The organism is Agromyces protaetiae (genome assembly GCF_004135405.1).
Lineage (GTDB): Bacteria > Actinomycetota > Actinomycetes > Actinomycetales > Microbacteriaceae > Agromyces > Agromyces protaetiae.
Genome location: NZ_CP035491.1, coordinates 1,129,871 through 1,141,783, shown reverse-complemented (window position 1 = coordinate 1,141,783; position 11,913 = coordinate 1,129,871). Strand labels below are relative to the sequence as shown.

Annotated in this window: 16 protein-coding genes; 7 read left to right on the top strand and 9 right to left on the bottom strand. The window is 71.2% G+C overall.

Annotation, left to right across the window (positions count from 1 at the left end; all coding sequences use genetic code 11):
- Nucleotides 1–44 precede the first annotated feature (44 nt).
- Both ET445_RS18430 and ET445_RS05310 read left to right on the top strand, forming a co-directional pair.
- Nucleotides 45–1,070: a GNAT family N-acetyltransferase gene (locus ET445_RS18430; protein ID WP_341769740.1), complete on the top strand. Its 1,026-nt coding sequence runs from the start codon at nucleotides 45–47 to the stop codon at nucleotides 1,068–1,070.
- A gap of 26 nt (nucleotides 1,071–1,096) precedes the next feature.
- Nucleotides 1,097–1,507, top strand: a complete 411-nt coding sequence (locus tag ET445_RS05310; protein WP_165314301.1) for a ribosomal maturation YjgA family protein — start codon at nucleotides 1,097–1,099, stop codon at nucleotides 1,505–1,507.
- Here the strand turns inward: ET445_RS05310 and ET445_RS05305 are convergent.
- The 9 genes from ET445_RS05305 to ET445_RS05265 form a co-directional block, all read right to left on the bottom strand.
- Nucleotides 1,480–2,145, bottom strand: a complete 666-nt coding sequence (locus ET445_RS05305) for a VIT1/CCC1 transporter family protein (RefSeq protein ID WP_129189498.1) — start codon at nucleotides 2,143–2,145, stop codon at nucleotides 1,480–1,482. The genes ET445_RS05310 and ET445_RS05305 overlap by 28 nt on opposite strands.
- A gap of 18 nt (nucleotides 2,146–2,163) precedes the next feature.
- Nucleotides 2,164–2,790, bottom strand: coding sequence for a hypothetical protein (locus ET445_RS05300; RefSeq protein WP_129189496.1), 627 nt, complete (start codon nucleotides 2,788–2,790; stop codon nucleotides 2,164–2,166).
- A complete protein-coding gene (locus ET445_RS05295; RefSeq protein WP_129189494.1) occupies nucleotides 2,787–3,206 on the bottom strand; it encodes a pilus assembly protein CpaE in 420 nt (139 codons plus the stop codon). The genes ET445_RS05300 and ET445_RS05295 overlap by 4 nt, the downstream gene beginning before the upstream one ends.
- Nucleotides 3,207–3,261: 55 nt before the next feature.
- Nucleotides 3,262–3,453 carry a hypothetical protein gene (locus ET445_RS05290; RefSeq protein WP_129189492.1) on the bottom strand — a complete coding sequence of 64 codons (192 nt, stop codon included), beginning with the start codon at nucleotides 3,451–3,453 and terminating at the stop codon, nucleotides 3,262–3,264.
- 102 nt (nucleotides 3,454–3,555) lie between these two features.
- Nucleotides 3,556–3,885, bottom strand: coding sequence for a chorismate mutase (locus tag ET445_RS05285; protein ID WP_129189490.1), 330 nt, complete (start codon nucleotides 3,883–3,885; stop codon nucleotides 3,556–3,558).
- 27 nt (nucleotides 3,886–3,912) lie between these two features.
- Nucleotides 3,913–4,686: an LTA synthase family protein gene (locus ET445_RS05280; protein ID WP_129189488.1), complete on the bottom strand. Its 774-nt coding sequence runs from the start codon at nucleotides 4,684–4,686 to the stop codon at nucleotides 3,913–3,915.
- Nucleotides 4,683–5,597 (bottom strand): ABC transporter ATP-binding protein, encoded by a 915-nt coding sequence (locus ET445_RS05275; protein ID WP_129189487.1) that lies wholly within the window; start codon nucleotides 5,595–5,597, stop codon nucleotides 4,683–4,685. The genes ET445_RS05280 and ET445_RS05275 overlap by 4 nt, the downstream gene beginning before the upstream one ends.
- A complete protein-coding gene (locus tag ET445_RS05270) occupies nucleotides 5,594–5,962 on the bottom strand; it encodes a GntR family transcriptional regulator (RefSeq protein ID WP_129189485.1) in 369 nt (122 codons plus the stop codon). The genes ET445_RS05275 and ET445_RS05270 overlap by 4 nt, the downstream gene beginning before the upstream one ends.
- 284 nt (nucleotides 5,963–6,246) lie before the next feature.
- Entirely contained in the window at nucleotides 6,247–7,173 is a 927-nt protein-coding gene (locus tag ET445_RS05265) for a DMT family transporter (protein ID WP_129192417.1), read from the bottom strand.
- 201 nt (nucleotides 7,174–7,374) lie between these two features.
- Here ET445_RS05265 and lpdA point away from each other — a divergent pair, with 201 nt between their 5' ends.
- From lpdA to ET445_RS05240, 5 genes are all read left to right on the top strand, one after another.
- A complete protein-coding gene (gene lpdA / locus ET445_RS05260; protein WP_129189483.1) occupies nucleotides 7,375–8,772 on the top strand; it encodes a dihydrolipoyl dehydrogenase in 1,398 nt (465 codons plus the stop codon).
- Nucleotides 8,773–8,781: 9 nt separating this feature from the next.
- Nucleotides 8,782–8,982: a hypothetical protein gene (locus tag ET445_RS05255; RefSeq protein ID WP_129189481.1), complete on the top strand. Its 201-nt coding sequence runs from the start codon at nucleotides 8,782–8,784 to the stop codon at nucleotides 8,980–8,982.
- A gap of 238 nt (nucleotides 8,983–9,220) precedes the next feature.
- Nucleotides 9,221–9,661: a MarR family winged helix-turn-helix transcriptional regulator gene (locus tag ET445_RS05250; RefSeq protein ID WP_129189479.1), complete on the top strand. Its 441-nt coding sequence runs from the start codon at nucleotides 9,221–9,223 to the stop codon at nucleotides 9,659–9,661.
- 62 nt (nucleotides 9,662–9,723) lie between these two features.
- Entirely contained in the window at nucleotides 9,724–10,371 is a 648-nt protein-coding gene (locus tag ET445_RS05245) for an isochorismatase family protein (protein WP_129189477.1), read from the top strand.
- Nucleotides 10,368–11,795: an MFS transporter gene (locus tag ET445_RS05240; protein WP_165314300.1), complete on the top strand. Its 1,428-nt coding sequence runs from the start codon at nucleotides 10,368–10,370 to the stop codon at nucleotides 11,793–11,795. The genes ET445_RS05245 and ET445_RS05240 overlap by 4 nt, the downstream gene beginning before the upstream one ends.
- Nucleotides 11,796–11,913: the final 118 nt, after the last annotated feature.

Sequence of the window (11,913 nt, the reverse complement as noted above, 5' to 3'; positions counted from 1 at the left end):
TCGAGTGAGGGACGCAAGTGACCATGGTCCTGCGGGAAGATCGAATGGTGAGCGCATCGGGCAAGCCCAGACAGACCTACTCGACCGACTACGCGGCGGCGCACGGGCGTTTCGCGCTTATCCCCGCGGCGTATGTGTTCCTGATTCGCGCGGACGCGGGCGGCGAGGCCGGGGGCGACGCCGACGTGCCGCGCGTGCTCTTGCAGCGCCGCGCGAACACGGGCTATTACGACGGCTGGTGGGCGGCGTCGGCCGCGGGGCACGTCGACCAGGGGGAGACGATCGTCGCAGCGGCGGCGCGGGAGGCGGCCGAGGAGATCGGCGTCGAGATCGACCCCGCCGAGCTCGAACCGCTCACGGCGATGCAGCGCACGGCACCGACCGGACTCGCCGTCGACGAGCGGCTCGACGTGTTCTTCGCCGCGCGGTCGTGGCGGGGCATCCCGACGCTCCTCGAGGGGAAGGCGAGCGAGCTGCGGTGGTTCCGGCTCGACGATCTCCCCGACGACGTCGTGCACCACGAGCGCGCCGTGCTCGACGCGCTGCGCGAGGGAAGGCTGCAGCCGGTGAGCGCGTTCGGGTTCGATGAGGGCGAAGCGATGGATGCCTCGGGGCGCTTGCCGGCCGCAGGCGGCGACGCCGAGGCATCCGACACCCTCGCCTACGGCACCGCATCGCGAGGCGACGTCGCAGAGCTCATCGCCTTCTGGCTGATCGCGGGCGAGAACGACGCGCGGCCGGTCGACACCCTCGACGCCATCGCGCGCTTGATCGAACGCGACCCCGACGCCGTCATCGTCGCCCGGCGTGACGGCCGAATCGTCGGCACGGTCGTCGCGGGGTACGACGGCTGGCGCGCACATCTCTACCGGCTCGCCGTGCACCCCGATGCGCGGCGCGCGGGCATCGCGCGGGAGCTCATGCGGCTCGCCGAGGAGCGCTTCCGTGCGTTCGGCGTCACGCGCGCCGACGCCATGGTGCTCGAGGGCAACGAGCTCGGGCAGTCGCTCTGGACGTCGCTCGGGTACGCGCCGCAGGCGGAGTGGCGCCGTTGGGTGCGCCCGCTGTGACGGGGCGGCCGGCGCGGACCGCTGCCGTGCGGCTCCGCGCGGCGGCGTGCGCGGTCGGATGCCTCGTGCTCGGCCTCGCCTTGCAAGTGCTCGACCGGTCGGTCGCCGTCGACGTCGCGGGCAGCGTGCTCTACGTGCTGCTCGTGGGTTTCATCGTGGTCGTCGCGGCACCCCGGCCGCCGCCGCTCGCGGTCGCCGCGATCGGCTTCGCCGTCGCCGCGCTCGTCGAACTCGCGCAGCTCACCTCGATTCCTGCGGCGATCGTCGACGCGGTGCCCGTCGCCCGGCTCGTGTTCGGCAGCTCGTTCGATCCGCTCGATCTCGTCGCGTACGCGGCGGGCGCGCTGCTGCTCTGGCCGCTCGCGCGGGCGATCGGGAGCGGAGGCGAGCGGACGCGCGGGACGACGCCTCAGAAGATCAGCACACCGGCGAGGTAGCTGAGCGTCATCGTCGCGATGCCGATGAGGAGCGTCCGCCGCAGCGCCCGCCAGATCGACGCACGCGCAGCCGCCGCGATGATGAAGCTCGTCACGATGAGCGACAGGATGACGGCGACGACGACCGCCCAGCTCTCGATGGCACGCGGGTAGAGAAGCAGCACGGCGAGCGGCAGGGCGGAGCCGACCGCGACCGAGAACGCGTTCCACAGCGCACCCGCGAGCGGGAACCAGCCCGGCGTCGGCTCGTCGATGCCGTGTGCGGTCTTGAGGGTCGCCGCGAGCCCGTCGTGCTCGATCATGCGCTCGGCGACCTCGAGGGCGAGCGGCTCTGGTGCCCCGAGCTCCTCGAAGTGGCCCGCGAGGTCGACGAGATCATCTTCCGGCCCCTCGGCGAGGTCCTTCCGGGCGTCGACGATGAGCGCGCGCTCGGCGTCGCGCGCGGCCGCGAGCTCGGCGTACTTCGCGCCGAAGCCGGCGACCGACGCGGCGACCATCGCCGAGATCGACGCGACGAGGAGGGTGCGGCTCGTCGCCCCGGCTCCCGCGAAGCCTTGCAGCACACCGGCTGCGCCGATGATGCCGTCGTTGGCGGCGACGGCGAAGTCGCGGAACGAGTCGCGGCTGAACCAGTACACGTGATCCCTTCCCGGCGGTCAGTCGTCGCTTGCGGTCGGGTGGGCGAGCAGGTCGACGCGCTCGCGCAGATACGGCTCGAACGGCGCGAGCGCCGACGGGTCGCCCGCGCGCCAGCGCACGAAGACCTCGCCGTCCTGCACGACGACGGGCGAGTCGGCGGATGCCGCGGGCTGAGCGCCTGCCGTCGGCGCGGCGGGGCCGGCGGGGTCGACGGGCTCGCCGGGTTCGGCCGGCTCGAGCAGCCGCCCGTCGAGCGCGACCGGCACGGCGTCGAACACGACGGTCTCGCCCTCGGCGATGCCGCCCTTCACCGCGGCCGCCCGGTAGGCCCGGTGCACTGCGACCGAATTCGCCGTGATCGAGCGGATCGCGGGCTTCTCGGCCCGCACGACGTTGCCGTGCGCCCACAGGCCGCCTTCTTCGTCGAGGGCGAGCACGCCGAGCCGCCAGACCCGGCCCATCGGTCGCAGCCGGGCCGACCGCTTCACTCCGAAGACCCGACGCGCGGGCTCGTACTCGGCGAGCACCTCCGTGCGCGCGTGCGCGGCGTCGAGTGCCGCGACGGCGTCGGCCACGGCCGTGCGCGCCCGCGCGAGCGCGTCGGCGCCCGAGACATCCGCACCGCTCGTCTCCTCGTCGCTCACCGCGACCTCCCGACGAGGTCGAGGAGCGCGAGGCCGTAGGCCTCGGCGGGATCGGGATGCTCGAAGATCAGGATGTCCCCCGCGATCTCGACCTCGACCTCGAACGTGTCGGGCAGCCGCCGGAGCTCGCGGAACGTGCCCCGCAGGAGCTCCCGCAACTGGTCCTCGCGCGGCAGCCACACGGCGTCGCCGAGGGTGAGCGAGTCGAGCGCCCACTCGGTCGTGCCGTTGAACCCGAGGATCGTGCCGCTCGGCGTCGCGTGCGACTCGATCGTCATCTCGCTCACCGTGAACGTGTCGGCCTCGATCTCGGCCTCGACCTCGTCGGGCAGGTCGAGCTGGAACCGGTCGCCCGATTCGGGATGCCACACGAGGCCCGCCTCCTTCAAGGCGACGGCGAGTTCGCGGCTGATCATGCCGACAGGTTACGGGGTGGGCGCCGGTTCGGGCACGAAGACTCGACTCCGCCGATCACCGTCGAACGCGCGCGGGCCCCCACGACGCGGCGACGCCCACGACGACGACTCCCGCGACGACCCAACCCCAGCGGGCCCCGAACACGCCGACCGCGATCAGGACCAGCCCGACCGCGGCCGCGACCCCTGCGACCGCGCGCCGCACGCCCGGCGTCGCCCAGGCGCGCGCGGCGAGGGCGCGAAGCATCCGGGTCACCTCGCGTTCAACCGGCGACCGGCCGGGCATCGAGCGGATGTCTCGCGCCCGTCGCCCAGCGCCGTCGGATAGCAGTTCACCGTCGCACTCGCTTCAGATGCCGTCGGACTCGCGAGCCGCTTCGCCCGACAGTTCCTCGTGGTGGCGGATCACCTCGGCGACGACGAAGTTGAACCACTTCTCGGCGAACGCCGGGTCGAGGTGGGCGTCTTCGGCGAGCGCGCGCAGCCGCGCGATCTGCCGCTTCTCTCGGTCGGGGTCGCTCGGCGGCAGCCCGTGCGTCGCCTTCAGCCGCCCGACCTGCTGCGTGAACTTGAAGCGTTCGGCGAGCAGGTGGATGAGGGCGGCATCGATGTTGTCGATGCTCGAGCGGATGCCGAGAAGCTCGGTCAGCGCCGCTTCGCGGTCGTCGGGGGCGGTCATGCAATCGACCCTAGGCGACCGGATGCCTCAGCGCGGCGTCGCCCGCCGGATGACGATGTAGCCGAGCACCGCGAAGACCACGGCGAGCCCGAGCAGCAGCGTGAACACGCCCCACAGGCCGATCGTCGCGAACCACGAGAACACCGCGGGCCACGACCCGCTGAACGTCAGCGCGGCGACCGTTCCGAGGACGCCGACGATCGCAACCGCGGTGAGCGTCAGCATGCCCTTCATGCGCCAGCGCATGAAGATCGTCGTCGCGGCGGCGCCCACGAACAGCACGAACAGCTGCAGCGCGAACGACGAGAAGAAGTCGAACAGCCAGCCGTTCTGCCCGTACCAGAGCGCGTTGAACATGCCCGCGCCGATGAACCATCCGTTCGTCGCCTTCTCGATCTGCACGAGCGTCGCGATCGCGGCCGCCATCTCGGCGGCGACGAGCACGAACATGAGGCTCATGCCGAGCCAGAAGTCGCGTCTGGTCGACGAGAACCCGAGCGCGAACGAGAAGGTCAGCCCGACGGCCTGCACGCCGACGGCGACGAGGTACCACTGCGGCGAGAGCACCGCCCAGCTGTAGCGGGCGCCCTTGATCGTCTCGGCGGCGGGCGCTCCCGCGCCCTGGATGATGAGCGCGATCGCCAGGGAGACGACGAGCGCGCCGGCGAGGATGAGCCACGGCACGCCGAAGAAGACGGACGGCTTCACGGCGAGCAGGCGCACGATGCGCCAGACGCCGCCGAAGCGCGATCGGGGAGCGCTCACCGAGTCGGCGGCGGCGCTGGCTGCGAGGGCGGTCATGCTGCGACCTCCTGTTCGGTGCGGGCGGATGCCTCGGTGAGGTCGGTGCCCGTGAGATGGATGATGAGCTGCTGGAGCGAGACGGGGGCGAGTTCGAGGCCCGCCTCGGCGGCGCGGACGCGCTCGTCCTGGTCGAGCCGCCCGTCGATCGTGACCGACGCGAGCCCGCCGAGCCCTTCGCGGCCGATGATCGTGCGGCCCTCGACGAACCGCTCGACGGACTGCTTCGGCCCGGCGACCGTCGTGGCCGATCCGCGCACCTCGTCGGCGTCGCGGTCGAGGAGGATCTTGCCCTGGTCGATGAGGATGACGTGTTCGAGGAGGTTCGCGACCTCGTCGATCAGGTGGGTCGAGAGCACGACGGTGCGCGGGTGCTCGGCGTAGTCCTCGAGGAGCCGGTCGTAGAAGATGTGTCGCGCGACGGCGTCGAGGCCGAGGTACGGCTCGTCGAAGAACGTCAGTTCGGCGCGGCTCGCAAGCCCGACGATGACGCCGACGGCGGAGAGCTGACCGCGGGAGAGCTTCTTGATGCGGCGCTTGACCGGCAGTCGGAAGTCGGCGACGAGCCGCTCGGCGAATTCGGCGTCCCAGTTCTCGAAGAACCACGGGGCGGCCTTGAACACGTGGATCGGCGCGAAGTCTTCGGGGTAGCGCTGGGCCTCGGCGATGAAGCAGAGCTTGCGCAGCACGTCGCCGTGCTCGGCGGGCGTGCGGCCGAAGACCTCGAGCTCGCCGCCGTTCGGAAAGATCTGGCCCGTGAGCAGCTGCATGATCGTCGTCTTGCCGGCGCCGTTGCGGCCGAGCAGTCCGTAGATGCGGTGCTCGTCGAGGCTGAAGTCGACGGCGTCGAGGGCCGTGAACGACCCGTAGCGCTTCGTGAGACCCGAGACGCGGGCCACGGTGCGGCTCATGATTCGATCCTTTCTGCGCGTTCCGCGCGGAGGAGCTCGGCGAGCTCCTCGACGCCGATGCCGAGCTTCGCGGCTTCGACGAGGAGTGGTCTGAGGTACTGGGCGGAGAACTCGGCCCGTCGGCGCTCGATGAGCACGGCGCGGGCTCCGGGGGCTACGAACATGCCGATCCCCCGTCTCTTGAGCACGATGCCGTCGTCGACAAGGCGGCTCACCCCCTTCAATGCGGTCGCCGGATTGATGCGATAGAACGCCGCGAACTCGTTGATCGAGGGGATCTGCGCGTCTTCCGCGAGGGCGCCCTCGATGATGTCGTTCTCGATCAGCTCTGCGATCTGCAGGAAGATCGGGCGTGAGTCGTCCATGCCGGCCTTACTTCATCGGTTAGTTACGTGACTAACTAACCACTCAACCGGGTGCCTGTCAACCCCTCAGTTCGCACGCGCCCCGGCCCCGGCCCGTCCCGGCCCCGTTCCCGTCCGGCCCCGCCCCGCCCGCCCCCGTTCCCGTTCCGCCAACGGTGGGCTCTGCAGTCCACGGTGATCCAGACGCCACCGCTGACGGCAGAACCCACCTCGAGCGAGCAGAAGGGACGGTCGGCGTGTGTGGCGGCCGGGTCGGCGAGGAAGGGCGGATGTCTCAGGGCGCGTCAGCGCGCGGCGGAGGCCGGAGCGGCGGATGTCTCGCCCGCACGCCGCCCGAGCTTCAGTCGCCCCTGCGCGAAGAGGATGCCGACGAGGACGAGCACCGCCCCCACGGGCTCATGCCACGAGAGCCGCTCGCCGAGCAGGAGCATCCCGAGCGCGACGCCGACGACGGGCGTGACGTACGTGACGGTCGACGTGCCGGTCGGACCCCAGGCTCTCAGCACATTGATGTTCCAGATGTAGGCGAGGCCCGTGCCGAGGATGCCGAGTGCAAGCAACGACCCCACGATCGGCCAGTCGAGTTCGATCGGCGAGAGCGCGATGAACGGGGTCAGCGCCAGCATGACGACCGCCGACACCCCGATCGAGAGGAACGCGAACGTCGCGGGCGCGATCGGCCGCTGGCTCAGGAACTTCCGCTGGTACCCGAACGTGAAGCCGTAGCAGAGGGTCGCGAGGAGACACGCGAGCTGGCCCGCGAGCGAGCCCGTGAGCCCCGCGATCTGCCACGGCGCGATGACGACGAGCACCCCGAGGATGCCGACGCCGACGCCGAACCATCGGCTCGCGCCGAGCCGCTCGACGCGGAACACGAGGGTCGCCATGAGTGCCGTCATGATCGGCGTCGTCGCGTTGTAGATCGACGCGAGGCTCGACGACACGTACTGCTCCGCCCACGCGAAGCTCAGGTACGGCACGACGCACGTCGTGATCGACACGACGAGGAAGTGCACCCACACGATCGGCTCGCGCGGCAGCACGGGGCCGGGCACGCCGTCGGCGCCCGGCACGCGCGGCCGTGTGACGAGCACGATGAGTCCGAGTGCGATGCCGCCGAGCACGGTGCGCGACCACGCCACCTGTCCGAACGAGACGCCGCCGAGCGCGACCTTCATGAAGAGGAAGCTCGACCCCCACACGAGCCCCATCGCGAGGAACTGCACCCACGTCGAGAGGGCGCGCGAGCGAGGGGTGTATGCCTGGGGCTCGGTCTTCACGGCGGCGCGTTCGCTCACCTCTCGACCCTACGTCGGCGCGGATGGCTCGGCTCGCGGGTTCCGGACACGTTGGCGGGAAGCATCCGGAACTCGGCAGTCGCGCGCCGGGAACGCGCGACCTAGGCTGGCGCCATGAGCCACTTCGACGTCATCGTCCTCGGCGCGGGCCCGGGCGGCTACGTGGCCGCCATCCGCGCCGCACAGCTCGGCCTCTCGGTCGGGGTCATCGAGGAGAAGTACTGGGGCGGGGTGTGCCTCAACGTGGGCTGCATCCCCTCGAAGGCGCTGCTCCGCAACGCGGAGCTCGCGCACATCTTCCACGCCCAGGCCGATCTGTTCGGCATCAAGGGCGAGGCATCCTTCGACTTCGGGGTCGCGTTCGACCGCAGCCGCCAGGTCTCGGAGAAGCACGTCAAGGGCGTGCACTTCCTCATGAAGAAGAACGGCATCACCGAGCTCGACGGACACGGCACCTTCCGCGATGCGAACACGGTCGACGTCGCGAAGCCCGACGGCACGACCGAGACGCATACGTTCGCGAACGCCATCATCGCGACCGGTTCGCGCGTGCGGCTCCTCCCGGGCGTCACGCTCTCGCAGAACGTCGTGACGTACGAGCAGCAGATCCTCGCGCGCGACCTGCCGCGCTCGATCGCGATCGTCGGCGCGGGCGCGATCGGCATGGAGTTCGCGTACGTGCTGCGCAACTACGGCGTCGAGGTCACCGTGATCGAGTTCCTCGACCGCGCGCTGCCGAACGAAGACGTCGAGGTCTCGAAGGAGATCACGCGCCAGTACCGCAACCTCGGCATCCCGATCCTGACCTCGACCCGCGTCGACAGCGTCGTCGACTCCGGGACATCCGTCACCGTGTCGTACACCGCGGCCGACGGCCAACCGGGCGCGCTCACCGTCGACCGCGCACTCATCTCGGTCGGATTCGCGCCCAACGTCGAGGGCTTCGGCCTCGAGGCGACGGGTGTCGCGCTCACCGAGCGCGGGGCGATCGCGATCGACGAGCGCATGCGCACGAACGTTCCGCACATCTACGCGATCGGGGATGTCACGGCCAAGCTCATGCTCGCGCACGTCGCCGAGGCGCAGGGCGTCGTCGCGGCCGAGACGATCGGAGGCGCCGAGACGCTCGAGCTCGGCGACTATCGCATGATGCCGCGGGCGACGTTCTGCCAGCCGCAGGTCGCGTCGTTCGGCCTCACCGAGCAGCAGGCGCGCGACGAGGGCTACGACGTCGTCGTCGCGAAGTTCCCGTTCACGGCGAACGGCAAGGCCAACGGGCTCGGCGAGCCCGTCGGGTTCGTGAAGCTCGTCGCCGATGCGAAGTACCTCGAGCTTCTGGGCGGGCATCTCATCGGTCCGGATGTCTCGGAGCTGCTGCCCGAACTCACGCTCGCGCAGAAGTGGGATCTCGGCGCCCTCGAGCTCGCCCGCAACGTGCACACGCACCCGACGCTCTCGGAGGCGCTGCAGGAAGCGTTCCACGGGCTGACCGGGCACATGATCAACATGTAGGGAGTCCGTATGAACTCGGTGCTCATCGTGCTCGGCGTGGTGCTGCTCGGTGCCGGCGCGATCTGGACCCTCCAGGGCATCGGCGTGCTGCCCGGATCGGTCATGAGCGGTGTCGCGTTCTGGGCGATCGTCGGGCCGATCGTCGCCGTCGTCGGGCTCGCTCTGCTGCTGTGGGGCGTGGTGCGCCTGCGGCGCAAGGCGCGTCAGTAGCGCGGCGCCGTTCCCGCAGCACCGCCCCCCCGACGCTCCACTCCTGCCAGCCGCTCTTGCCTCCCTCGAAGTCGCGCAAATGGTCGCGAAGGGTGCGGGTTGACGACCAATTGCGCGACTTCGCGGTCGACCGGTGGCGGGTTGGCGGAGCCTGGGCTGAGGGGAGACCCGCCGAGGGGCGAGGGAGGCATTCAGGGAACTGTTCAGTCTGCCTGAATAATAGGCGTACAGTGGAGGGGTGACCGACTCTCCCGACCTCGACGCGACCGCCGCGGCCCTACGCGTCCTCGCGCGGCGGCTCGACCGGCGCCTGCGCGCCGAGGCCGGGTTCGCCGACTACAGCCCGAGCCAGCTCGCCGCCATGCGGCATCTGCGCGAAGCCGGCGAGGCCGGGCTCACCTCGTCCGAGCTCGCGCGCCTCGAGGGCGTGCGCCCGCAGTCGATGAGCGCGACGGTCGCCGATCTCGTCGAGGCCGGGCTCGTCGACCGCACGGCCGACCCGAACGACCGGCGCGCGACCCGCTTGAGCCCGAGCGCGCAGGCCGACGCGATCGCCGAGACCGCGCGCGGCGCGAAGGACACGTGGCTCGCGAGCGCCCTCGCCGAGCGGCTCGACGCCGATGAGCAGCGGCGGCTCGCCGACGCCGTCGAGCTGCTCGAACGCGTGCTCGGGCCATAGCGCGCGGCCGAGCCATCCATTCGTCTGAAGCAGACCACACCGATGCAAGAAAGCCGAACAACGTGACCCTCAGCACCATCGACCCCGCCGTCGCCCTCGTCGTCATCGACCTGCAGAAGGGCATCGCGAACCCCGGCCGCCAGACCGCGCACCCCGTGCCCGAGGTCGTCGCGAACGCCGTTCGGCTTGCCGACGCATTCCGCGAGCGCGGGCTGCCCGTCGTGCTCGTGACCGTCACGGGCGGGGCGCCGGGTCGCACCGAAGTCGCCCGGGCGCAGGCCGAGGCCGCTGCCGCGGCCGGCACGACGATCCCCGCGTGGCCCGCCGACTTCGCAGAGCTGTTGCCCGAGCTCGAGGCGTCCGACGAGCGCACCGGCGCGAGCACCGCACCCGACATCCGCATCGTCAAGCGCACGTGGGGGGCGTTCCACGGCACGGCCCTGCACGACGAGCTGCAGGCGCGAGGCGTCACGCAGATCGTGCTCGTCGGCATCGCGACGAGCAAGGGCGTCGAGTCGACGGCGCGCGCGGCGCACGAGCACGGCTACAACGTGACCCTCGCACTCGACGCCATGACCGACTCGAGCGCCGCCGCGCACGAGGGCAGCGTCGCGAACGTGTTCCCCGCCCTCGGCGAGACCGGCACGGTCGACGAGGTCATCGCGCTGCTACCGGCAGGCACGGGCACCGAAGCATCCGCCGCGAAGTGACCCGCACGATCGAACCGGGCACGGGTACGGGCGCGACGCCCGCTCCGGGCGGCAAGCCGTTCCCGGCGCGCTTCGTCGCCCCGCTCCTGTGGGGTGCGGCGCTCAACCCCATCAACACGTCGATCCTCGCGACGGCGCTCGTTGCGATCGCGACGGCGTTCGGCGTCGGGTCGGGTCAGGCCGCGAGCCTCGTCGCGGCGGTCTACGTGACGAGCGCGGTCGCGCAGCCCGCGATGGGCAAGCTCGCGCTCGCGTTCGGCCCGCGCCGCGTGTTCGTGGCAGGGCTCGCGATCGTGGTCGTCGCGGGCGTCATCGGCGCGACGGCGCAATCGTTCGGGTGGCTCATCGTGTCGCGAGTGCTCATCGGGCTCGGTACGGCGGCAGGGTATCCGACGGCCATGACGCTCATCCGCCGTCGGGCCGACAAGGTCGGTTCGGGCATCCCGGGCGCCGTGCTGGGCTCGATGTCGGTCGCCGGACAGGTGACGGCCGCGCTCGGCCTGCCGATCGGCGGCGTACTCGTCGGTGTGTGGGACTGGCGCGCGGTGTTCGCGATCAACATCCCGCTCGGGCTCGTCGGCATCGTGCTCGCGCTCCTCTGGATCCCCCGCGACGAGCCGCTCGACGCCGCCGCACGCGACTTCCGCGAGATCGTGCACAGCCTCGTGCGCACGCTCGACCCGCTCGGCATGGTCCTCTTCGCGGGCGCGATCGTCGCGCTCATCGTGTTCCTCCAGGCCGTGCGCGAACCCGTGTGGTGGGTGCTCGGCATCGCGGTCGTGTCTGCGGCGGCGATGGTGTGGTGGGAGCGTCGGGCGAGTCATCCGTTCATCGACGTCCGCATGCTCGCCGCCAACGGACCGCTCGTGCGCACCTACACGCGCCAGTTCGCGACCCAGATCGCGATGTACCTCGTGCTCTACGGGTATGTGCAGTGGCTCGAACAGGGGCGCGGTCTCTCCGCGAGCGTCGCGGGGCTCATCATGCTGCCGATGACGGGCGTCGGCGCGATCGTATCGGCGTTCATCGCGAAACGCGCGCTCGTGCGCGGGCCGCTCATCGGGTCGGCGGCGGTCGTCGTCGCGGGCGGGCTGTCGCTCCTCTTCGTCGACGGCTCGACGTCGATCGTCGCGCTCGTGCTCCTGAGCCTCGGCTTCGGCGCGGTCACGGGACTCACGGGCGTCGCGAACCAGTCGGCGCTCTATGAGCAGACGGATGCCTCGCGCATCGGCGTCGCCTCGGGGCTCCTTCGCACCTCGACGAACCTCGGCGCGATCGGCGCGGCCGCGGTGCTCGGCTTCGTGTTCCCGGCGGATGCCACGGATGCGGGCCTGCACCAGGTGGCATGGGTCATCGCGGCGATCGGCGCCGCCGTCCTCGCGCTCGTGCTCTTCGACCGGCGGATTCCGCGCAAGGTGCGCTGAGCACGGCGCGCGGGCGGGGCATCCGGATGCCTCGAACGCATGCAGAAAGGGCGGTGGCCCCCGCCACCGCCCCTCTGCGTTCCGACCCGGTCGAGGCAGGCGATTTCCTGCCGGGCCG